At 65.9% G+C, this 22512-nt stretch carries 17 protein-coding genes and 1 pseudogene; 8 read left to right on the plus strand and 10 right to left on the minus strand.

Annotated elements, in window-relative coordinates:
* Positions 1-16: 16 nt before the first annotated feature.
* Both WKC72_RS38985 and WKC72_RS38990 read right to left on the minus strand, forming a co-directional pair.
* Positions 17-622 carry a hypothetical protein gene (locus WKC72_RS38985; RefSeq protein WP_370185142.1) on the minus strand — a complete coding sequence of 202 codons (606 nt, stop codon included), beginning with the start codon at positions 620-622 and terminating at the stop codon, positions 17-19.
* Between the two features lie 291 nt (positions 623-913).
* Positions 914-1321, minus strand: coding sequence for a DUF732 domain-containing protein (locus tag WKC72_RS38990; protein ID WP_370185143.1), 408 nt, complete (start codon positions 1319-1321; stop codon positions 914-916).
* A gap of 306 nt (positions 1322-1627) precedes the next feature.
* On the opposite strand from WKC72_RS38990, the gene WKC72_RS38995 reads away from it, so the two are divergent.
* The 3 genes and pseudogenes from WKC72_RS38995 (at position 1628) to WKC72_RS39005 (ending at position 8149) form a co-directional block, all read left to right on the plus strand.
* Positions 1628-5686 (plus strand): Helicase associated domain protein, encoded by a 4059-nt coding sequence (locus WKC72_RS38995; RefSeq protein ID WP_370185145.1) that lies wholly within the window; start codon positions 1628-1630, stop codon positions 5684-5686.
* 213 nt (positions 5687-5899) lie between these two features.
* Positions 5900-6559 (plus strand): annotated as a pseudogene (locus WKC72_RS39000) (zinc-ribbon domain-containing protein); the annotation flags it as partial.
* Between the two features lie 18 nt (positions 6560-6577).
* Positions 6578-8149: a zinc-ribbon domain-containing protein gene (locus tag WKC72_RS39005; protein WP_370185525.1), complete on the plus strand. Its 1572-nt coding sequence runs from the start codon at positions 6578-6580 to the stop codon at positions 8147-8149.
* Positions 8150-8152: 3 nt separating this feature from the next.
* On the opposite strand, the gene WKC72_RS39010 is transcribed toward WKC72_RS39005, so the two are convergent.
* A complete protein-coding gene (locus tag WKC72_RS39010; protein ID WP_370185147.1) occupies positions 8153-9055 on the minus strand; it encodes a DUF2971 domain-containing protein in 903 nt (300 codons plus the stop codon).
* 254 nt (positions 9056-9309) lie between these two features.
* Here WKC72_RS39010 and WKC72_RS39015 point away from each other — a divergent pair, with 254 nt between their 5' ends.
* Both WKC72_RS39015 and WKC72_RS39020 read left to right on the plus strand, forming a co-directional pair.
* Positions 9310-9816 (plus strand): hypothetical protein, encoded by a 507-nt coding sequence (locus WKC72_RS39015; protein WP_370185148.1) that lies wholly within the window; start codon positions 9310-9312, stop codon positions 9814-9816.
* Positions 9813-10445, plus strand: coding sequence for an RES family NAD+ phosphorylase (locus WKC72_RS39020; RefSeq protein WP_370185150.1), 633 nt, complete (start codon positions 9813-9815; stop codon positions 10443-10445). Before WKC72_RS39015 ends, WKC72_RS39020 begins: the two co-directional genes overlap by 4 nt.
* A 182-nt stretch (positions 10446-10627) precedes the next feature.
* On the opposite strand, the gene WKC72_RS39025 is transcribed toward WKC72_RS39020, so the two are convergent.
* The 7 genes from WKC72_RS39025 to WKC72_RS39055 form a co-directional block, all read right to left on the minus strand.
* Positions 10628-11158: a hypothetical protein gene (locus WKC72_RS39025; protein ID WP_370185152.1), complete on the minus strand. Its 531-nt coding sequence runs from the start codon at positions 11156-11158 to the stop codon at positions 10628-10630.
* 52 nt (positions 11159-11210) lie between these two features.
* Complete coding sequence (locus WKC72_RS39030; protein WP_370185154.1) at positions 11211-11711, minus strand: hypothetical protein; 501 nt, start codon at positions 11709-11711, stop codon at positions 11211-11213.
* Between the two features lie 238 nt (positions 11712-11949).
* Positions 11950-13185: an insoluble domain protein gene (locus WKC72_RS39035; RefSeq protein ID WP_370185155.1), complete on the minus strand. Its 1236-nt coding sequence runs from the start codon at positions 13183-13185 to the stop codon at positions 11950-11952.
* A gap of 109 nt (positions 13186-13294) precedes the next feature.
* Complete coding sequence (locus tag WKC72_RS39040) at positions 13295-14704, minus strand: ParA family protein (RefSeq protein WP_370185157.1); 1410 nt, start codon at positions 14702-14704, stop codon at positions 13295-13297.
* 2 nt (positions 14705-14706) lie between these two features.
* Positions 14707-15057 (minus strand): hypothetical protein, encoded by a 351-nt coding sequence (locus tag WKC72_RS39045; protein WP_370185159.1) that lies wholly within the window; start codon positions 15055-15057, stop codon positions 14707-14709.
* A gap of 44 nt (positions 15058-15101) precedes the next feature.
* On the minus strand, positions 15102-15287 hold the full coding sequence (locus WKC72_RS39050; protein ID WP_370185160.1) for a hypothetical protein: 186 nt from the start codon (positions 15285-15287) through the stop codon (positions 15102-15104).
* Between the two features lie 32 nt (positions 15288-15319).
* Positions 15320-17443, minus strand: a complete 2124-nt coding sequence (locus WKC72_RS39055) for an FtsK/SpoIIIE domain-containing protein (protein ID WP_370185161.1) — start codon at positions 17441-17443, stop codon at positions 15320-15322.
* Positions 17444-18686: 1243 nt separating this feature from the next.
* Here WKC72_RS39055 and WKC72_RS39060 point away from each other — a divergent pair.
* The 3 genes from WKC72_RS39060 to WKC72_RS39070 are packed head-to-tail and all read left to right on the plus strand — an operon-like array spanning position 18687 to position 22497.
* Complete coding sequence (locus WKC72_RS39060; protein WP_005254297.1) at positions 18687-19007, plus strand: hypothetical protein; 321 nt, start codon at positions 18687-18689, stop codon at positions 19005-19007.
* A 44-nt stretch (positions 19008-19051) separates the two neighbouring features.
* Positions 19052-19447 (plus strand): hypothetical protein, encoded by a 396-nt coding sequence (locus tag WKC72_RS39065; protein WP_005245113.1) that lies wholly within the window; start codon positions 19052-19054, stop codon positions 19445-19447.
* Positions 19444-22497 (plus strand): ATP-binding protein, encoded by a 3054-nt coding sequence (locus WKC72_RS39070; RefSeq protein WP_370185163.1) that lies wholly within the window; start codon positions 19444-19446, stop codon positions 22495-22497. The genes WKC72_RS39065 and WKC72_RS39070 overlap by 4 nt, the downstream gene beginning before the upstream one ends.
* The last annotated feature ends 15 nt before the right edge of the window (positions 22498-22512 follow it).

The following is a 22512-nucleotide window of genomic DNA, read 5'->3' on the forward strand; positions in this document are numbered from 1 at the left end:
CGAAGAAGTATTCAGGTCACGGGACCCGTATATATCCCTTGTCGATACTGTCCTGGATATTGGCGACGCATTCCTCGCGAGTCTGCCCGGACTTCACCATGCACGTTTCGAGGAACGACTCGTCCTCCGTCGGGTACGGACGCGTGGTCTCGACAGGTGCGAGTTGTCCGCACTGCGGGTCATTCGGAACCGAGTACTGCCGACCGTCGGAGCCGCTGTACACACCAACTAACGGGTGCCCATCGCAGAACATGAACGTCTTCACCACTTCAGCCGGCGGAGCGAACGTTTCCTCAGGGATGAGTTGCTCGCACTGCGGATCGTCCGGGACCGAGTACTGCCGACCGTCGGAGCCGCTGTACACACCAACCAGCGGGTGCCCATCGCAGAACATGAACGTCTTCACCACTTCGATTGGTTGCGCGGGAGCGACCTGATCCACGATCGGTTCAGAAGGCGGAGGTAATTCGGTTGTCGCGCTGATTTTTTCGGTAGTTGTGGTCGCCACCGGTGTGGGCGTGAGGCTGGACAGCGGTGGCGGCGCGGCCTCTTCCGATGCACAACCCGCTACCATCGCAAGGGCGGCGGCAGCTAGGGCTACTGCCAGAATGTTCCTACGCATTGTTTCTCCGGTCGGTGGGTGAGGTGGGTCCGCGGCGACAACCGAGGCGACGACAGCCTTCAACTAGCTGATACGCGCGGGTAACACGCGTGCTAGCTGCCGAAGTTGAGGCCGTCGAGACTGCCGGTCGACGGCGGAGGCACCGGCGCCCGATCGATCGGCGGTGGCGGTATCTTTCGGTCCTCCTGCAGCGCTCGCGGCCTGGTCGCCGAGGTCCACTGGGTGCCGTCCCACCAACCGCAGCTGCTGGGTGCCCTCGGGGTCGGTCCACCGGAGGAGGAGTCGGTGTCGTCATGCCGGAATCAACGCCAGGCACTGGGGGCAGTACGCCGTGATCGAGGCTTTCATGTACGCGTCGGCGGTCACCTGGTTGTCGAAGATGTTCTTGCCTGCTCCCAGGATCATCGACAGTTCCACCATCTTGTCGAACTTCTGGATATCGGGGAGCGTGGTGCTTGCCAGGGCGCTGCAGTTTTGTCGCGCGAGTGGGGTCAACAGAGGTACTTGGCCTGCCGTCGGGAAGATTTCACCGTCGCGAAGCTTCTGGACGAAGAGGTCGTCACCGGTCAACTTCTTCGTTGTCGTGGGTGCGGCGGTAGTCGTCGTGGGAGTCGACGCCGGCGCTGCGGAACCGTCGGATCCGCACGCGGACAGGGATATCACGCCGAGGATGCTGGCCACGGCAACTGCATACTTCACCGGCAAATCAAACCAGAGGAACCGGTGCAGCGGTATAGGTCGCGTGAATGTATCGGCGGGGTACCACCCGAGGCGCCGACAACTGCGCGACTGAATCCGCCGGTCTTCGGAGGGCGAAACCCCTCCGGGACAAGAGCAACGCCACAGGCTGGCCTGCAGCGTGCGCTCCCCGACCGCCACACCCTTTACATTTTCGAATCCGCGGGCGCGCCGGCCCAGGCCGCCGAGTGGGATCGTTCGGCGGCAGTCCCGGCTTTCCAGCGAGCTACCGGTCATCGTCGGTACGGCAGGCTAATCTCGCTCGTTATGGCGGCACTCGGTGATCTGTTGGAACAGTTGGATACTGATCCCGTTCGGCGTGGCAGTCAGTTCGAGCGCATCTGCCACTGGTTCCTGAGGCACGATCCGGTCTACGCGCGCGAGCTGCGACATGTGTGGCTGTGGAAGGACTGGCCTCAGCGCTGGGGCGCTGATGCGGGCATCGACCTCGTCGCCGAGGATCGCCTCGGGCGCCTGTGGGCGATCCAGGCCAAGGCCTACAACCCGGCCGTCTCGATCACCAAACGGGACGTGGACACCTTCCTGGCCGAGTCTGGGCGGCCCGAGTTCGCCTTCCGACTGCTGATCGCGACGACCAACCTGATCGGGCGCACCGCCAAACGGACGCTGGAAGCGCAGGAGAAGCAGGCGAGTGTCCTTCTCCGCGGTGACCTCGAGGTCGCCGCGGTCGACTGGCCCCGATCTCCGGCCGATCTGCGGCCGCCGAGACTGGTACCAAACCGTCCGCGCCCGCATCAGCGCGAGGCCATCGACAAGGTGATCAAGGGTTTCGACGAGTACGACCGCGGCCAATTGATCATGGCCTGCGGCACGGGAAAGACCCTGACCGCACTGTTCATCAATGAGGAGCTCGCCGCCGAACGCACGCTGGTGCTGCTGCCCTCGTTGTCGCTGTTGGCTCAGACGCTGCGGGAGTGGACCTCCCACACCGCGCAGGCGTTCGACTTCCTGCCAGTGTGTTCCGATGAGACGGTCGCCGACCCGGATGCCGCGGTCGCGAACACGAGTGACCTGGGTTTCCCGGTCACGACCGCCCCGGAAGAGATCGCGACATTTCTGCGGCGACGGTCCGGTCCGCGGGTGGTGTTCGCCACCTACCAGTCATCTCCCCAGATCGCCGACGCGTTCCGGTTGGGGCGGGTGCCCGCCTTCGATCTGGTCATCGCCGACGAGGCGCATCGCTGCGCTGGCCGCGTCTCCTCCGGTTTCGGCACCATCCTCGACGCGGAGTCGATCAAGGCGGACCGTCGACTGTTCATGACCGCCACCCCGCGCTATTTCACCGGCCGGGTCGTGCGGCAAGCGAAGGACGCCGACTTCGAGGTCGCCTCGATGGACGACGAGGAGGTGTTCGGGCCGGTATTTCACCGGCTCGGATTCGCGGAGGCGATCGAACGTAAACTGCTGACCGACTACCAGGTGGCCGTCGTCGCAGTCGATGACGCCACCTACCGGGACTGGGCCCAGCGCGGCCGGTTCGTCACTACCGATGGCGCCGAGGTGACCGACGCCCGCACGCTCGCCGGACAGATCGGTCTCGCCCAGGCGATGCGCCGCTACGACCTGCACCGCACGATCACCTTCCACTCACGGGTCAAGCGCGCCCACGAGTTCGCCCGGTCCCTCCCCGAGGTGATCTCCTGGATGCCCGCCGACCAGCAACCCTTGGGTCAGGTGTGGTCGGACTACGCCTCCGGCGAGATGCCCGCCGGGCAGCGTCATGCGCTCCTGCACCACCTCGGCCGGCTCGACCACGGCCAAAGGGGACTGCTCGCCAACGCGCGGTGTCTCGCCGAAGGCGTCGATGTCCCCACCCTCGACAGCGTGGCCTTCATCGACCCGCGCCGCTCCGAGGTCGACATCGTGCAGGCCGTCGGCCGCGCCATCAGGCTCGCCGCCGACAAGACCATCGGCACCATCGTCATTCCGGTCTTCGTCGACACCGACGAAGACCCGGCGGTCGCCCTCGACAACTCGGTATTCAAACCGGTGTGGGACGTGATCAAGGCGCTCCGGTCACACGACAGCCAACTCGGCGAGCACCTCGACGGACTCAGGCGACAGCTCGGCCGGCAGGGCGAACAGCCACGACTGCCCACCAAAATTCATCTCGACCTGCCCGAACAGGTCGGCGCCGATTTCGCCCGCGCTTTCGACGTGCGCCTGGTCGAGCAGACCACCGCACCGTGGGAGTTCTGGTTCGGGCTCCTGGAACAGTTCGTCGGGGATCACGGACATTCTCGTGTCCCGAACTCGTACATCATTGATGGCTACCGGCTCGGCCCGTGGGTCACCAAGCAGCGCAGCAAACGGACGGATGGCACCCTCGACCTCGATCGGGTACACCGGCTCGAGGAATTGGCCGGCTGGAGCTGGGACCCTAAAGCCGACCAATGGGAGGACGGCTTCCGCCGGCTCCTGGAGTACGTCGACCGCCATGGTGATGCCAAGGTCCCGGTGTCCTGCAGGGTTGAGGGTTACCCACTTGGGAATTGGGTCAATATTCAACGCACGGGGCGCAGCACAGGCGTCCTCGAGGCTGATCGGGAACGTCGGCTCCAGGCGGTGACCGGGTGGACGTGGAGTGCTCGGACCGACGAATGGGAGGACGGCTTCCAACGCCTCCTCGACTACCTCGACGTCCACGGCAACGCCCGCGTCCCGGCGTCCTACACCGTCGAGGGCTACCGGCTGGGTGTGTTCGTCAACAACCAACGCCACTTCTACGCCAAAGGAACCCTTCGGACCGATCGTCAGGAACGATTCGAGGCCCTGACCGGCTGGACGTGGTCTCCCCGGGTCGACCAATGGGAGGACGGCCTCGCCCGCCTCCTCGACTACGTCGACACCCACGGCAACGCCCGCGTCCCGGCGTCCTACGCCATCGAGGGGTACCGCCTTGGCGCGTGGGTAAGTCAGCTTCGCGGTAAGCGCGCCGACGGGGTCCTCGACGCCGATCGTCAGCGGCAACTCGAGGCCCTGACCGGCTGGACCTGGGATCACAAGGCCGACCACTGGGAGGAGAGCTTCCAACGCCTCCTCGAGTACGTCGAGCGCCACGGAGACGCCCGCGTCCCGACGTCTCACACGACTGACGGATTCCGGCTTGGTGGGTGGGTCGGTACGCAGCGCACGAACCGCGCCAAAGGCACCCTCGAACCCGACCGGGAACAGCGACTCCAGGAACTGACCGGCTGGACCTGGGACCACAGGGCCGACCGATGGGAAGAAGGCTTCAAGCGTCTTCTCGAGTACGTCGAGCAGCACGGTGACGCCCGGGTGCCGGCGCGATACGTGACCGAGGTCGAGGGCTACCGGCTCGGGGTGTGGGTGAATTCGCAACGCACGTACCGTGCGAAAGGGGCCCTCGAGTCCGACCGTGAACGCAGACTCGAGGCGGTGACCGGCTGGACCTGGGACGCTCAGGCAGACCTCTGGGAGGAAGGGTTCCGCCGACTCCTCGACTACGTCGAAACCCACGGTGACGCCCGCGTCCCGCACTCCTACACGGTCGGGGGCTACCAGCTCAGCGCGTGGATCGGCACCCAACGCACAAACCGGACCAAGGGTGCCCTGGACGGCGACCGCGAACGCCGCCTCCAGGAACTGACCGGCTGGACCTGGGACCACAGGGCCGACCGATGGGAGGAAGGGTTCCGCCGACTCCTCGACTACGTCGAAACCCACGGCGATGCCCGCGTACTTCAGTCCTACGTCGTCGATGGTTACCGGCTCGGTTCGTGGGTCACGACGCAACGCCTCAACCGCGCGAAAGGTGCCCTGGACGCCGACCGCGAACGCCGCCTCCAGGAACTGACCGGCTGGACCTGGGACGGCCGGATCGACAACTGGGAAGAGTATTTCCGCCGGCTCCTCGACTACGTCGAACGCCACGGTAACGCCCTCGTCCCCTACGCCTACCGGGCCGCTGGTTACCAGCTCGGTGCCTGGGTCGCCACGCAACGCGCGAGCCATGCCAAAGGCACCCTCGACACCGCCCGCGAACGCCGACTCCAGGCCGTGACCGGATGGACCTGGGGCGCCCGGAACGACCAATGGGAGGAAGGATTCCGCCGCCTCCTCGACTACGTCGAAAACCACGGTGACCCTCGCGTCCCCCAGTCCTATGTGATCGAGGACTATCGACTCGGTTCTTGGGTCCGCAAACAACGCGCCGCATATACCCGAGGAACCCTTCTGACCGACCGGCAACGTCGTCTCGAAGAGTTGACCGGCTGGAAATGGCCGCGATTGCCGTCGACCACCAGCCGTGGGCCGGACCCTCACCCTGCGCCAGTGCCCTAGACCCAGTTGCGACGAGCTCATGAGGCCAGGGCATCCCGAGGCGAAGCAGGATGGTCCGATGTTGGTCGTAGCGCGGATGCCCCGTCGACGGCTCCTCACCCACACGAGCACCGCGTTCGGCACGGTCGCAACGACCGAGCGGCGCCGGCACGGCTCGGGAGCTCACCTGCTACTCCTTCGGGCTCCGAGCCACTAACGAAAGGAACCTTCCGTATGTCAAGCGTGCGTCCGGAGCCGGGGCGGTCACTCGGCGATCTTCATCCCGTTGTCGCGTGTGAGTGGCATGTCAGCAAGAACGCTCCGCTGACAGCATTCGATCTCAAACCGGCGAGCGCGAAGACGGTGTGGTGGCAATGCAAGAACGGACACGAGTGGCAGACGAAGCCGCAGAACCGCCTTCGCGGGGAGCGATGCCCGGAATGCGCGAAAACTTTGAGGGCCGTGAAGCGGTCGACCCCGAAACCTGGGCGTTCCCTTGCCGACCTGTATCCGAACATCGCCGCCGACTGGGACACGGAGAAGAACGGTGCCGTCACCGCTCATGACGTGAATCCCGGAAGCAAGACCAACCGGTGGTGGATCTGCGCCGTGTGCAGTTGGGGGTGGTCGACGGACCCCGATCACCGCACGCGTTCCAACCGAGGGTGCCCGCAGTGCGGGCGTGCCCTGATCAGCAAGTCCAAATCGACCCCGAAACCTGGTGAATCACTGGGCGATAAGAATCCGACGTTGGCTGCGGAATGGCACCCCGACCGCAACGGTGAGCTGACAGCGTTCGACGTCAAACCGCGCAGCAGCAGGAAAGTGTGGTGGAAATGTGCCCACGGGCACGAATGGAACGCCCAGGTTGCTCCCCGGTCCGTCGGGGTCGGGTGCCCGAAATGCTCAACGGTGGGCGCATCCGAGCGTGAAATCCGACTCGCGCACGAACTGGCCGCAGCCGGGTTCGGCGTCGACCACGACCATCCCCCTATCCCCGTGGCGGGTCGGCGACCGGTACGAGCGGATATCGCGATCCCCGACCTCCGTCTTACCATCGAATACGACGGGGCGCACTACCACCGGACAGGGCAGCAGGCCGACCTCAAGCAAACCCAGGCTCTGATCGGTGCCGGATGGGCTGTCCTTCGCGTCCGAGAGCTACCGCTCGACTCCCTCGGCGGCATGGAGGTGTTCGTCTCGGCGAGCTGCCCGATCAAACAGTTGGCAGACACCGTCCTGATCGGAGCAGCGAAATACGGCTACAAGGTCGACCACCACGACCACTACGTGGCGTCCGACAACTGCTGGGCCACAGAAGCAGCCGACCTCGCCGTCTACAAGAACCGCAGCAAGAGCATCGTCAACTCGCTGCCCGACATCGCCTCAGAATGGCACCCCACGCGCAACGGATCGACGACGCCCGACCAAGTCCACCCAGGAAGCTCAACAAAGTTTTGGTGGGAATGCCGAACATGCGGGCGGGAGTGGCAAGCAGCCCCGGTCACGCGCGCCGCTGGGCATGGATGCTCGGCCTGCGGTCACCGCCGCGGAGGCGCCACGCTCGCGACACCACGCGCAGGGGAATCGTTCGCCGACCTGCACCCAGAGGCTGCCGACGAATGGCACCCCACGCGAAATCATCCACTCGAGCCGTCGCACGTGAAACCGTTCAGCGGCAAGAAGGTGTGGTGGCGATGCACCACCTGTGTTCACGACTGGGAAGCGGTAGTCAGCACCCGCAGCAACAACCACGGATGCCCGAAGTGCGCCGCCAAGGAAGGCGGAATTCGTTCAGCCAGACCGCAAGACGGACAATCACTCGCCGACCGATACCCCGATGTTGCCGCGCAATGGCATCCGACCATGAACAACAGCCTCACCGCAATGGATGCCAAGCCCTTCAGCATGAAGAAGGTGTGGTGGCAGTGCCACGATGGCCACGAGTGGGAAGCACCTATTGCCGGCCGGAGCAGAGGAGAAGGCTGCCCGACGTGCGCCAACGTCACTCGCGGGAAGAAGCGCTCAACACCGAAGGACGGGGAATCCGTCGCCGACCTTTTCCCTGAGATCGCCGCCCAGTGGCACCCCGACCGAAACGATGCCCTCACCCCACAGAAACTCAAGCCCGGTAGCAGTGTGAAGATCTGGTGGATCTGCCCGGAATGCAGCAACGAGTGGTCGGCGACGCCGAAAGCGCGATGCCTCAACGGTCAAGGCTGCCCACCCTGCGGACATATGCGTGCAGGACTCGCACGTGCGCTTCCCAAACCAGGCCAGTCACTCGCAGACCTGTATCCGACGATCGCAGCCGAATGGCACCCCCACCTCAACGCCGACCTCCGACCAGATGCAGTCAAACCCGGGAGCAGCAAGAAGGTTTGGTGGAGATGCCAACTCGCTCACGAGTGGGATGCCATTCCGAAATCCAGAACAGGGTTGGGTTCCGGATGCCCGACATGCTCTCGACTCCGTCGCCGATAGGAGCTACCGGAAAGGCGTGGGAGACTTCGTGAGCTTCTCCGCCACCTCGGCATACCCAAACGAGTACAGCGCACCCTTGGCCGCCAAGTAGTTCTCCTGCTGGTTCGGGCCGGGGCCGACACGAACACCGACAACCGCGTCGGCCGGCACCGACCAGGTGGCATACGGGATGAGCTGCGCGCCGCGGTTTCGATACGATGCGCCCTGGCGGTATCCGAGGTGGATGACTCGCCATTCGGCTTCCTCCTCGAAGCCTTGATGCTTGAGTTGGGTGGCGGACGCGGATAGTTCCCGAACGCACTGATTGAGCATCCCAGAGGTTGTTTCGGGCGCATGCGTGGAGGAGAGCCGCCAGTTCAGCCAGTCATTCACGTTGTCGGTCACCACCGACGACGTCGGGAGGCTGTCGCTGTATGAGACCTCCCTCACCTGTGTTTCGGGGGTCTCCGGAATCTTGTCCCTGTCGATGCCGATGATGAAACCGTCGAGTCCTCCGCAGTAGCCCCGCCACTGACTGAGTGCGTCCGGGTTCTTCGAAAACGATGTGATGTAGCAGTGGATGTGGTGCTCGTAGGTGCGGTTTTCGACCTGTTCGATCGTCTCGCAGAGCGCGCGGAGGAACTTCGCTTTGGCGGGAGCATTGGCGATCTCGTGGCGCTCGTGGGGCTGGTAGTCGATCGCGTCCAGCTCGGCGGCACGTTTGAGGAGTACCTCGTTCTTGATGATCTCGAGGCCGTGGATGAGTTCGCGGCTGTCGTTGAGGTACTGGACCGCGGTTGCCCGGAAGGATGGCTGGCAGCTCTGCGGCCCGACCACACTCGGATCTCGCTGCTCGGGGTTGCTCCCGAGGATTCCGAGCAGTCCGGCTGCGTCGGTGTAGTGCCACATCGTGCTGGTCTCCGCCAACGGCCCTCCCGCGTTCGAGTCGAGGCCAGTCAGCGTATGCGTCGGCGCCAGGGAGGATCTTCGGGGGTTGGAAACTTCGGTGTCTGGTTGAGCGGGACCGGAGGTTCGGTATGCGAGTGACCACAGGATCGAGCGGACCACGGTAATACTCACTCGATAGTGAAGAAAATCCCTGACCAGAGCGCCGGAGAGGCGACACACAGCACTATGCTTGACCTCTTGACTTGACCTACTTGACCGAGGATCATGGTGGCATGAGCACACCACTGAAAAAGGTCGTCGACGACCAGCTCACCGCCAGCGGAATGGCCGCAGACCAGCTCGACGACGTCGACGCCAAATACGTCGCCGCCGGCGTCAAGAACGTGCTCTCGAACCTCAAGGCCCGTCGCGCCTGGGAGAACCACCTCGGCGCGATCTTGACCCACAAGCAGGCCGTCGACGCCACCGGCTGGACGAAGCAGGCCCTCAGCCAAGCCGTCAGGGAGTCTCGGGTGCTGCGCCTCGAGGCCGCCGACGGGACGATCGGCTACTGGTCGGGCGGATTGACCGACACCGCGCCGCACGTCCCGATCCGGGGTATCAAAGACGTCCTGAAGGTGTGGGCGTCCGCCGACGTCCAGTCCTGGACCATCGCCTCGTGGCTGTCGAGCCCACAACCCGAACTCGACGATCGCACCCCGAGGCAGGCCCTTCTCGACGGCGACACCGCCGATGTCGTGACGCTCGCCCGGCAGGCCGCCGAACGGCTGGCTTCGTGAGCGTATCCCGCGCGACACCACACCTCGCCGTCTCACCGTCCCCGGACACACTCCGGGGACGGTTCCCTGTGCACGCGGTGCCCGCCGGCACGACGACGTACCGCACACACGGGGCCAAGTTCGCCCCGTGGTGGTTCGGCACCAGCCTCGGGGGCCGCTTCGACCTCCCCGGCCCCTGCTACACCGCCGAATCCGAACTGATCACCCTCCTCGAGACCTGGTGCGGCATCGCGATCATCCCGAGCCCGGAGATCGCACACCGCGTCATCTCCGCGGTAGCAGTCACCCGAGACCTGTACCTCGCCGACGCAACCTCGAACGCCGCAATCGGATTCGGCATGACATCCGAGATCTCGACCACTACCGACTACGCCCTCACCCAGCAATGGGCGCACGCGTTCCGCGCAGCCGGGTTCGACGGAATCCGCTACTGGGCGCGGCACGAAATGACCCACGTGCACGCCTGCTACGCCCTGTTCGCACCCAATGGGGACCAGACCAGCACAGTGGCGATCCCCACAGACTTCACCGTGCTCGGCACCGACGCGTTGCCCGATCGCACCGACCTCTGGGATGCGCTGTACGAGACGGCCGGCATCGAAGTCCTTCACATCCCCGGCAGCATCTGAAGCCAGGCCACCCCGAGACACCGATGGGCGCCGGTTCGTCTTCCCCTTTCCGAAGTGGTCGATGGGGTGCCGCCTCGTCGCGACGACCCAAAAGCCCCTTCCCAATGTGGGAAAGGTGTTTCCTCCGGTTGTCTAACGCTTCACATCTCTGAGGATTCGGCGGGACGTGTCATTTCCGCAGGTCAGCGGCAGTCGATGTGGAAGGACAGGTAGACGCGTGCCGGGCCGGCCGGTGCGTTCCAGCCCCGTGGGGCATCAGCGGTGGCCGCGATATCGACCTCGTCTGGCTGGGACCAGTCAATCGACTGTGCGATGTCGAGGTACTTGTTGGTGGCGTCGACGTCGGTTCGGGCGAGGCCTTGGTCGACGTTCTCGATGGCGAGTATCTGAGAGCCGCTGCTGGCGTGAATCTTCCATCCGTGCGGGGCGGTGATGTCGATTGCGAGTGCGTCTCCGCTTCCGTAGCAGCGAGCGTCGAGTTGGTCGGGGCGTGGCGTGGTGATTTCGGTGTCCGAGTGGTCCTGTCCCCAGCCGATGATGATGCTGCCCAGATCGGTGCTGGCATCGGTGACGATCACTGCGCTGGTCGAGGCTGAGACCGCCGCGGCCATGCGGCCCTCGTCGCTTCCGCAGGCGGTCAGCGCGGTGGTGGCGCCGACGGCAACAGCGACAGCGGCAGCTGTCCGGCGGGGCCGCCTGTGGGACAGGGTCATCGGTTCGTGGTTCCTTTCGGTGATCGGTGGCCATGCCGCCCGGTGGGCGGGGTTATGTGAAGACGTCGACGAACCAGCGGCCATCGGTCTTCTGGGTAGTGACAGTCTGGGTGCCGCGGTCCACCGGTTGTCCGGGCTTCATCAGGGAGAGGTCGACCAGGTAGACCCCGTCGGACAGCTTGATCGTGCGGATGCAGTAGTTGGTGCCGACCGGCACAGCGTCGATGAACTTTTGCAACTCGGGTGCGGGCTGCACCGATGAAGTAGGCGTCGCAAGCGCTCGCGCGGCTTCCCCGTTGCGCTGGCTGTAATAGGCATGGTTGAACGCTGCGATGACGCCCGCACCGCTCTTCTGGTCACCGCGATCGGCGCGGCATTCGCCGTCCCCCGTGGCCTCCGGTTCCTCGACCCTTTCAGGTTCGGGCAGGTTGAGAGTGGGCAGTCCGTTCTCGTCGGTCGGGGCGGCCGCCGTCATCGCCGCCTGAGCCGGATCGGGGTTGTCCTCGCGCATCTCGTTCGCCACCACCACGGCCGCAACGATGGCGGCGGCCATGCCCATTACGGCTGCGGTCTTCACGTATGGGCGGCGACCCCCGGAAGGGCCACGCGTTCTCCGGGCTGCTGCCGGTAATGGTTTGGCCGGCCCCCCGGGCACCGCACCACTGGTGGGGGTGCCTGGGGGGACGTCGCCGGTGGGTGTACCACCGAGAAGGTCGAGTACGGCGGGATGCCGTGAGGACTTACGTCCGAGGTTCGGCTTCTTCATGGTGTTGCACCCACTTTTCTCGGTATCAGTTGCCGTGCGCGACGCCGCCACCGACGGCGCTGGCCAGCAGGTTCCCCGCCAGACCCGGCGTGGCGTCGTTGAAGAACGCAGTGAGGGTGCCCTCGACCTGCTCGATCGCCTGCTGTCCTCCGGGCTGGGCCGAGGCGAAGTCGCGGGCCTGCTGGTCGATCGCAGGCGCAGACTCGACGGTGTCCTGCACGGCGGAGGCGGCGGCTTGTCCGATCGGGCCGGAGTTCTCCCAGTCGGTGAGGACCGTCTCGGTCTGAGCGGTCACTGCCTCCTGGTCGATGTCCGGGACTTCGACCTCGTGGGGTTCGCTCTTGTCGCCCGCCGCGAGCGGGGTGACCGCGGCCACTGCGATGCCGCCGCCGACCAGGGCGCCAGCAGCAGCGGCGGGGAGACCCGCTGAGGCGGCACCGATACCTGCGCCCGCGGCGGTGCCGATGACGCCGACCGGCACCCATCCAATTCCGGGGAGGAAGACGGTGCCCGCGGTCATTCCGGCGATGCCGCCGATAGTGCCGCCGACCAGAGCGCCTGCGGTGGCGGCCGTCGCGCCTGCGGTGAGGGCACCGACGCTCGCCCCTGCTGCTCCGGCACCGACCTGGGCGGCGGCGATCCGGTCGGCTCGGTCGGTCTCGACACCCATCGATCGCCAGGCCGTCGACACCCCTGATTCGACCACCGCGAAGGTGTTGTTGGTGCGGTCCTTGTCCTCGTCGGTGATCCAGTTCGGCTGCTTGATGTGCATTTCACCGATCCGGAGGGTGTCGCGTGGAGCGATGATCGGAGCGGTCGGCGCGACGGCGGTGGGCAGGTGCAACTCCTGCACCTGGACGGGTGCGACGTAGTAGTCGTCCGGTATGACGTACGAGTCGTTGTCGTAGTCGTAGTTCGGCAATGCTCGCCATTCGATGTCCTGGTACGCGGCGGGCGGGGCGACCCAGTACTCCGGTTCCGCCGGCGCCTCGGGGACGTATGCGGGCTGGGCCGCGGGTGCCGGGGTGGAGGTGGTGGTTCCGCCTGGGGTGTCGGCTCCGGTCACACCTTCTTGGTTGCTTCCACCGGTGACACCTCCCTGGATCGGCGCGGCCACCGCGGACGGCGACAGGGCGATACCGGAGGCCAGGGCAGCCGTGGCTACCGCCAGGGCAGTGGCCGCGTGCGTAGCGTTGGCTCGACGGTGCCGGCCACCTGCGCGGCGCGCGGCCCGATTGCCGGCGGGGATCTGGTTGCTCATCTCGGATGTGCCTTTCAGCTGGGGTCGGCCCGAATGCGGCCGGTGAACGAGGTGGGTCGGAAAAAGTCCTCGAAGTGACGTCCGGCTCGGGACTGGCCGGACCAACGCATCAGCCAGCGGCACGGTCCATCAGGCCGATGGCGGTCGAGGCGAGCACGGTCAGCGCGTCTTGGGTCTGACGGCGCAACTGAGACAACGCGATGCGCTTGCCGCCGGCGAACCGTGGCTCGTACGGCATCCGGCATACCGGCACCTTCAGGTTGCTGAACCGCTCGACGATGTCGTGTTCGTCTTCTGGGATGTCTCCGGGGCCATCGGTGATCACGATGACTGTTCGGCTCAACAGGTCGGGCCGGACGGCGGCGAGGGCCTCGAGTGTGCGTTGTGCGCCGATGGCGGCGTCGGTGCGGATCGGCACCGGGATGAGCACCACATGCGCGGCGCCGGCCACCCACTGCCAACTCTCGGCGAGGCTCGAGTTCCCGGTATCGGCGACGATCAGGTCCCGGTGCGCACTGAGGATCATTCCCAGCGCCTGCGCCTGGTCGTACCTGAGAGGCGCGGCCGCACCGCCAATCACGACATCCGCCCCGCTCGGTTGCTGGGTCAGGTACTGCCTCAGCGTCGTCGGACGGACATCGGTTGCCGCGGGGCTGATCTCCGCCAGCAAGCCGAGCGCATCCGAGCCATGAGCGGGCGGAACCGCCACCCGATCGGGGAAGCTGCCACCCACTTCCCCGAGGTCGGCGCATACAACGCGGCGGGAGCCGCGATAGGTGGCAATGCTGTCGGTCAGCGCAATCGACAGAGGCGTCTTCCCGACACCACCTTTGACCTGCATGACACCGATCAGCGCACGGTCCGGCAGCGGGCCTGCGATGATGGTCTGCGCATCCCGCAGCCGCATCTCCAGTGAGGCTTCTTTCGGCACCAGTTTCAGCCCGAGCGCTGCATTCAGCCGCCCTCGCAGGCCGAGCCGTGCCGGATCACTTGCCACGGGCGAGGCCGGCTCCGCCACCAGATCCGCCAGCGCCTCCAGTGGGCCGGTGACGGCCTCGTCGGCTCCTTGGTACTGCGGAGTGCTGGAACGGGTCTGCGAGTGGGCCTGCGGCCGACTGGGGGCCGGCGTCTGCGGGTGCGTAACAACCTCAGACCGGGTTTCGTACGTGATGGGTTCGGCAGCCACGACCACGGGCCCCGTCGGTGGTGCGGAGGAGTCCTGCGCCCGTGCCGGCGGGGGTGCCGTGGGCGCGGTGGTGGGGATCGGTGTGCTGGGCGTGCGCGGCTCCACCTTGCCGTTCGGGAGGACGGTCAGGTGGCGACTGTTCTCACCCTTCCGGTACACGACCTCCAGATCAACGTTCTGGTCCTTGGCGACTGAGTGCAGGAACCTGTGCACCACGGCCTCGAGCGTCTCGGTTTCGGTCGCGTGCAGGTCCACCGGGTCCACTTCGGCGGAAGCAAGGATCGCGCGGGCAGTCGTTTCGGAGGTGATCTCGACATCGATGGTCGGTGTCATCGTTAGTTGATCCCGCTGAAGGCGTTGGCGCCGGACAGCTCGGTGTCCATCTCGTCAACGATGGTTTGGGTGCGGTCGAGAGCTGCGAGCGCCTTGTCGCGGGCTTCGCCTTCGGGCAGTGCCTCGTACACCGCGCGGCGCTTGTCGACTGCGTCTTTGATCTCGACCAGGCGGTCGCGGGTCAGCTCCTGCGTCTCGCTGAGCTTGGCGAGCCATCCGGGCACGGAATCCTTGAGGTATCCGCGTAGTTCGGTGATCACCGGATCGCTGACACCCTTGGTGACGAACGGGCTGCGCAGCGCGCTGATGTCCGCGGTGGTCGGGGTGATCGACTGGGAGATGCGGCGGCTCATGGTGTGTCCTCTCGGGTTGGTTGTGATCGGTGGAGGGGTGGAAATCAGTCGCCGTAATGGGCGTCGTGGATGGCCGTCTGGCTGACGTGTGAGAGCGGCCGGAAAGAACCGCCGATAGTCGATCCGAGTAGTCCTGCAGCCGCGGCGATCGACCCGATGGCCGGTCGGGGCACACGCGGTGTGGGCTGCTGCTCCGGGGCGGTGGAATTGGTGTCGGTGTCTTCGGTCATCGAGATTCCTTTCCTGGGGTGGGTGGGGTGTTTCAGACGGTCGCGGGGACCCGGTCCGGCACGGGGAGGAACACGACGTCAGTGGGGCCGTAGTGGACATTGGTCTTGACCCGTCCGCCGGTGTTGATGGACAACGTCGTTTCGAAGACGTCCCCGGTGTCCTTGTCTCGGATGACGGTGACCGCATCGACGGTGACGGGCACTTCGCTGCCCTGGCCGTCGTCGATGAGCACGACCATGCCCTCGGTGATCGCGGAGGCCGGGATCGCGTCGGCGACATCGTCATCGTCGGCGGCAGCGCTGACCGGCCTGTCGCCGAGCACGATTGGTTCCGGAACGTCGCCGTGCTCGCGGGCTCGCTTGGCCAATGCGCGCTCGGATTCGATGAACTCAGCCAGCTCACGCGAGTAGCAGGTGAACTCCGGCGCTTCGGCTGGCTGGAGCCCGTCGATGATTGCCTTCTCCGACTCGGAGAGCTGGCTCCACTTGTTGGGGTGCCGGTCGACGTTCGGGGTCCACCACATCTGTGCGTCGACCGGGCTGCCGTCGGTGCCGAGCGCGATACCGCGTCCCTTTACCGACGTGTCGACCTCGCGTCCGACCGTGGAGTCACCCCACATCATCAGCGCACCGTCCTGGGAGAGATTCCCGAGGCTCAGGCGCGTGCCGAAGTTGTCCCGGGCGTTACCGCTGGCGCCACCGAACAGACTGGCGTCCGGCCGTTGGACACCGAGCAACAAGCGGATGCCGGCCGAACGCGCCAGGACGGCGAGGTCAGCCCACGCCCCGAGCGGGTCGAGTTCCTTGAGTCGCTCTCGGGTCTCGTCGTCACCCGTCTTCGCCAACCGCTGCCACTTGCCGGAGAGAATGAAGAATTCATCGAGGACCGCGATCATCAGCGGTAGCTGCGAGCCCTCGATCTTCTTGTGGTGAATGTAAGCGTTGCGGGCCATCATCTCGGTGTGCAGCGCGCGCACGAACATTGCCGCGCGGAGCGCGTCGTACACGATCGCGCCACAGCCGGGATAACCCTCGAGGCCATCGAGTTCGATCATCTTCGGATCGACGCCGACGAACGGGATGCCACGGCGCGCCGCCTCGGTGAGCAACGTGCGGATGACGGATGTCTTGCCGCCGCCTGTCGGGCCCACGATCAAGCAATGCGGCTTGTTCGAGCTCGTTGACACATCCCAGAACATCGTCAGGTCCGCCGCGCCGGTCGCATACGGCAGGTGCCGCAGGTCCTCGTCGACCAGGGCGAGCGGGTGGTCCACCCTAGTCGGCATCGCAGCCACGAGCCGCATCACCAGGTGGCCCTGCGAAGGGGTCCACTCCGTGGTCCAAGTGCGGCCGGACTCGTGCACGCCCGCAAGAGATGCCAGTGCTTCGTCAACCTTTGCTTGGAAGCCGCGCGCACCGGAGTTCATCGACGGCTCGAACGTGATCTTGAAGCCGGTTTCGACGCCGGTGTCGTCGACCGAGTCGACGGTGACCTTCGCGTCTTTGAGGATCGCGCCGGCATCGAGCGCCGCCTGCAGCGCCTTGTGCCGCGGGGAGCGAGTGTCGGGGATGATTTCGGCGCGGGTGATGAGGATTCGATTCTTGTGCGCCTCATGCTTGACGCGCACCTCCCACTTGCCGCGGCCAGGGCATGCCTCCTCGATGGCCCGGGTCAGCTCGTCGAACGCCTTGGGCCGGATAACGGTGCCGGGATGCAGTGTGATCGTTGCCCTGCGGATGGCCCGTCGTCCGGGAGCCAGTGAAACGATGACCTTCCGGGGCAGGTGACCGGTGGTCTGACGTACCACGGATTCGAGCATCTGAGTCGACTTGTGCGCGCGGTAGCGGGACACATCGACAGCGCACAGTGCGGCAGCGACAGCGACAGCGAGCAAAGGCCACTGGTAGCCGTGCAGCTGGGTGAGGAGGCCCGTCGCGGTCTCACTGCCGTCGACGGCCGGCAGCAGCCGTGGCGCGTACACCGCCGCGGCAGCGCCAGCGACAGCGATCGGTGAGGTGGGGGTGAACCGGCCGATGCGCGTCGGGTTGCCGTCCGAATCGACCTGCTTGCCTGCGCGTGCGGTGTCGGAGTCGCCGAAGATCTCGCGGTACTGCTGAACCACCCAGTCCTTTACCGGGTCACGACTCGCGTTCACCGCGTCCCCCTTTCGCTCGGTCCGACATTGATGCGGGAGTGATGCGGGAGCACTGTGGCAAAAAACGCGCGCCGGATTCAACGGGGTATGTGGATAACTTCCGAGCGACGCGTTCGACGAATCGTCCCGAGCCCGTTGGTGCCCACGTAGAGCATCCCGGCGACCCCGGATCACAGCAGTCTGCGCGTGGCTCACCGAGACCCGGTGTGTGCTTCGCAAGTCGGGGCGAGGTCGGTATCCGGGGAACTCGTTCGCTGTGTCGATGTGGCCTCCGCGTGGCGGTGTTCGCCGCACTTGGCGGAGCGGCGCGGGTGCAGCCATAGACCAGCCCGTCGCAGCGCTCCGAACAGCAGTCGCGGCTCACGTTGCAGAGCGCCCGAATGAGCGGTCGAGTGGCAGGCGTTTCCACCGTTCTCCGACCGCTGCGTCGAGCAGGTCCAATACCCGCCCGAGCATGCGTGTGAGACGCCTTGCTGCGAGCGATACGGGCAGGGGCAGGCGTTTATCGGTCGAAGCGGTCCCGATGCCGCCGCGGGGTCCGTGGAGGGCGTGCTTTACAACGTCCCGCTGCGCAGTCGAAACAGCACCGCAGGAAGCGTGTGACATGGGCGTTCCGAAATAGGTTGGCGCGGCGCAATTTCTAGTACTACACTCCCCCCTAGGCCCGAAGGGCCGGGGGGAGTGACCCCCGGAGGGGGTGGGTTTCCCCGCTGTTCCGGACGCTGGATTCGACTGCTCGGACGCCCGTTTTCATGTCTTCGCAGAGCGCCCTCTGATCGGTGCCGCACCCCACCCTGTTTCGATCCTCATTTTGAGGGCGAGAAGACGCGTGCTTGCGTGCCCCTGAACACGGTCGGCCAAGCCACCGTTTCCGCGCTGAATTTGGCGCTGCCACGCCATGCTGCAGCCGCTCCGTCGCGCTCCCGTGCACTGCCTGTTGAGCTGCTCTGCGGACCCTCATCTCAGACTGATGGGCAAGGCGTCGCACGCCGAACGCCATACGACCCGTCAGGGGTCTGCGCATGACACCCTCACGGCCCACGCAACCGGTACCCGCGCCCAGCACATCTGTGTGTCACCAGATTGTCGAAAAACAAGTACCACCGATGCGGCGCCGACCACCGCAACACCTTCCCGGCAGAAGTTATCCACATACCCCGTTGAAGTCGGCGCGGGATTTTCCTTACGGTCGCCCGCACCAAGTTTCAGGTGCTCTCGCCAGATCCGACCCGAGGAGAACCCCATGTCGCTTGCGTCCACCGTCGTCGACGCCGCACTCGCTTCGCCCAAGCCCACCCAGATCGGGGGTGACTTTCTTGCTCAGGAAACCGAGGTGAACACCAACAACCTCAAGGACTGGATCGGCGACAACGTGTTCGTCGTGATCTTCCTGCTGGTTGTCTGCGCGATCGCGCTCGGAGCCCTGAAAAGCAACTTCTCGAAGGTGCTTACAGTCGGCGGACTGTCTCTCGTCGCGATCACCTTCTTCGTGCTCGCCGGTAGCCAGAGCGCGATGAACGGGCTCGGGGCATTTTTCCTCAGCCTCTTCGGCGTCGACGTCTGAGGCGTGCTCGTCCCTGTGAACAAATCCTCGAAGGGAGTGAGCGCGTGATCGACAACGACGATCTGCTCTATCGCGTGGACTCGCACTATCTTGGGCCCTCCGGCAGAACCCTCCCGATTCGTATCCGGTACTCCGCCGTCGGGGTGGGTGCAGCGATCTTGGTCACGGTCTTCGTTGTCGCCCGCATGATCGTGCACGTCCCTCTGGGGTTCACGCCACTGGCCGTGATGGTCACGCTCACCGTCTTTCTCACGACCAAGATCACCCGGTACATCAACGCCGACCGCCCCCTGCATTCCGTGTTCATCGCGGCGTGGAACGACTTGGTGGCGCCACGGTCGCCGAAGCCCGGACAGACCGTCCTGGCCCCGGTGCCAGCTGCCTCACGGCCCGCCGTCTTCGACCTGTCCACTATCCCGATCGAAGGTGAAATCCGATGAGTCTGAACAAGGACATCGCCGCCCTGTTCGACCCGAACTTCGACGAGCCGGAACCGCCGGTCGTGCCGCCGGGTGCCCTGCCTCCCTCCTGGGCCGCTGCGATGCGCAACGCCGCCCCGACCGCCCCGACTGCCGAACCGGCACCGCAGCACCTGGCCTGGTCCCAGGTCCCCGAGGCCAGCATGCCGCCGGTCGAACCGCTCAGAACACCTACGGCGAGCCCCGCAGCCACCGAACCGCCCGTCGTCGACGACCCCGCGGGCCCGCGGCGAGGCCGCAAGCGTGGCAAGACCTCCGAAGCCGAGTTCGATCGGCAGCGCACCGCGGCGAAGAAGCAGGCCAAACGCGACCGCAAGGCCATCCGGCTCGCGCTGGCCGGCGTCGAGGGCAACATCACCCGCACCCGCAGCACCTCGACGGCATGGTTCGTCCAGCCTCCGGGGCCTTGGAATATGAGACCGGTCGGCCGTCAGCGCCAGTACATTCGCAGCGAGGCTTTGGTATTGGCCAACCTCGCCGAATCCGGGGTGACGACCTTGCATCGGCGGGTGGTTCGAACGCCGTGGCCGGTGCGGCAGTGGGCGCAGCAACACGACGCGTGGGCCGAGCCGATCGACGATGTGCCCGGCGCCCTGTCCTGGGCGGACTACCTTCACGGTCACCAACACGCGATGCTGTGGGACAACCCCACCCTCAAGGGTCGGTACTGGGGCATCGACCTGCCGCCGCGATCAAGACTCGGACAGGCACTCGACGCCATCGCGCAGGTTCTGGGAAACGTCCTCGACTGGCCGCTGCTCGGACGTCTGGCTCGGTTGGTGCGCCGATGGGCTGCCGACGCGTTCATCAATGAGCGAGACACGATGGCCGAGCATCTCGCCACCATCGAACGCCACCTCGCCGGACAGGGCGTGCGGGCGCGGCCCGCGACACCCGGGCAGATGGACTATCTGCTTCGGCGCTCGGCCACACTCGGATTGCCCCTCGACGCGGACGGCGTCCTCGCCGGCGGCGGCGACTGGGAAGCGTCCGACATCCCGGCACTCGAGGACCTCGCTCGGGTCGCACTCACCCCCGGTGACGGGTACACCACCGTCTCGGGTCTGGTGGACGGCCGCGACTACACCGGGTACGCGATCGTGCTGACAGTCGGGCGCATGGCACCGCTGCCGATCCCCGAGCGGATGTTGCCGTGGCAGGTAATCGGTGACCCATCGGGCGAGCCGATCGAATGGTCCGAACGCATCCGCGTGCACAGCAAGGGAGAAACGCTGCGCAAGATGCGCCGACTGACCTCGAAGATCGAGGCGCAGTTCGATCACTACACCGTCGAGCACGACGAGTCGCCTCCGCAGGAGTTGGCCGAACAGCACACGCGGGCACAGCACGTCATCTCCGACATTGAAGAGGACCACTCGGGCCTGTCAGTGCGCACCGAGGGCTATTACCGGCTCCTGGTGGTAGGTGCGTCCCCCGAGGAGGCGAAGAACAAGGTCGCGATGCTGCGCGAGATGTACGTCCCACACATCTCTCTCGAGCAAGAGCACGGCCAGTACCAACTGCTGCGCGAGTTCATGCCCGGCGAGCGGCTAGCGAATTACGCACACTGCCGCCGGATGAACGTCGAAGCCCTCTCCGCCGGTATGGCCGCCGTGGGAGATCGCCTCGGTGACCGCACCGGCGTGGTGCTCGGCCAGACCGCGAGCATCGCCCCACGACCCGTGATTTGGGACTTGTTTGCCGCGCACTCGAAGAAGGACAAGTCCGGGCTGACTCCGGTCGTCGCCGTCCCCGGCTCCGGCAAGACGTTCCTCGCCGGGGTGACCGTCTATCAGGCGGTACGGGCCGGCGCCTACGGTGTGGTGCTCGATCCGTCGGGACCACTCAAGAAGCTTGCGCAACTGCCCGAATTCCGCGGCATCGCAGAAGTTCACGCGCTCACCGGTCGCAGCTCACGCCCCGGGTCGCTCAACCCGTATCGAGTGATCGTCGACCCACGCCGCACCGATCCCGAGTACGACCCGGCCAGCCCCGACTACCTCGACGACCTCGACCCGGCCGCGGCCGCTGCCGCTCAGTACGAGGCGGACATGCGCGCGGCCGCCGCTGAACGAATCTCGGTCGCGGTGTCGGTACTGAAGATGATGCTCACCCCGGCCCGGCTCGAGCACGAGTGGACCGAGACCGTTCTGCAGACCGCGGCGAACAGAGTCGGCGGCGAACGACATCACAACCTGCGCGAGGTCCTCGACGCCATCGCCGTCATCGGAGGCGAGGACGAGAACGTCGATCTGCGCACCTGCGCGAGGAGCGTTCACCAGGACCTGGTGATGATGGCGGACCTCGCCGAGGCACGCGTGCTGTTTCCCGAGGAGGGCACGCGCGGCGAGGTCGACGACGTCGACAGCAGCATCCGGCTGACAGTCCTGACGATGCCCGGCCTGCAGCTTCCTCCCGAGCACACCGATCCGTCGCAGTGGACGCCGCAGCAGCGGATGGCCGGGCCGTTGATGCACATGGCCGCGTGGCTGGCCAACCGACTGGTCTACGAGCTTCCCCGGCACGTGCGCAAGGTTCTCTTCCTCGACGAGAACAAGTACCTCGAGCAGACCGGCGCCGGCCGCACCCTGAACCAGCGGATCTCTCGCGACTCCCGCAAGTGGTACGTCCGGGCGCTGGTGTGCAGCCAGTTGCCGGACGACTTCCTCGGTGTCGACGGGTCCGACGACAAGTCCGCCTTGTCGTACGAGGTGATCATCGGCGACCTCGGCGGCAATGCCCACGCGATCGAGGGTGGGCTGAAATTGCTGAACCTGCCCCTCGGTGAGGGATACGAAGACCTGCTGGCCAATCTCGGCAGCGGCGGCGAGGACACCCTCGACGAGGACACCGACACGAGCGACTTCGACCAGGCCCGCCGGTTCGTGATCAAGATGGCCGACGACATCGAACTCGTCCGGTCGGACTGGACGCACTTCACGCACCTGGCGCACGTGTTCGACGCATTGAACTCGCGCGCCACCCGAAGCGCCTTCGGGGGTGCCGCTTGATCGGCTCGCTGCGCC

Source organism: Rhodococcus wratislaviensis, assembly GCF_041228765.1.
Classification (GTDB): Bacteria; Actinomycetota; Actinomycetes; order Mycobacteriales; family Mycobacteriaceae; genus Rhodococcus_F; species Rhodococcus_F wratislaviensis.

Excerpts from the sequence above, each read along its gene's own strand:
- WKC72_RS39035 (WP_370185155.1), bottom strand. The coding sequence starts at position 13,185 with ATGAGCAACCAGATCCCCGCCGGCAATCGGGCCGCGCGCCGCGCAGGT.
- WKC72_RS39025 (WP_370185152.1), bottom strand. The coding sequence starts at position 11,158 with ATGACCCTGTCCCACAGGCGGCCCCGCCGGACAGCTGCCGCTGTCGCT.
- WKC72_RS39030 (WP_370185154.1), bottom strand. The coding sequence starts at position 11,711 with ATGGCCGCCGCCATCGTTGCGGCCGTGGTGGTGGCGAACGAGATGCGC.
- WKC72_RS39070 (WP_370185163.1), top strand. The coding sequence starts at position 19,444 with ATGAGTCTGAACAAGGACATCGCCGCCCTGTTCGACCCGAACTTCGAC.
- WKC72_RS39045 (WP_370185159.1), bottom strand. The coding sequence starts at position 15,057 with ATGAGCCGCCGCATCTCCCAGTCGATCACCCCGACCACCGCGGACATC.
- WKC72_RS39015 (WP_370185148.1), top strand. The coding sequence starts at position 9,310 with ATGAGCACACCACTGAAAAAGGTCGTCGACGACCAGCTCACCGCCAGC.
- WKC72_RS39040 (WP_370185157.1), bottom strand. The coding sequence starts at position 14,704 with ATGACACCGACCATCGATGTCGAGATCACCTCCGAAACGACTGCCCGC.
- WKC72_RS39060 (WP_005254297.1), top strand. The coding sequence starts at position 18,687 with ATGTCGCTTGCGTCCACCGTCGTCGACGCCGCACTCGCTTCGCCCAAG.
- WKC72_RS38985 (WP_370185142.1), bottom strand. The coding sequence starts at position 622 with ATGCGTAGGAACATTCTGGCAGTAGCCCTAGCTGCCGCCGCCCTTGCG.
- WKC72_RS39050 (WP_370185160.1), bottom strand. The coding sequence starts at position 15,287 with ATGACCGAAGACACCGACACCAATTCCACCGCCCCGGAGCAGCAGCCC.
- WKC72_RS38995 (WP_370185145.1), top strand. The coding sequence starts at position 1,628 with ATGGCGGCACTCGGTGATCTGTTGGAACAGTTGGATACTGATCCCGTT.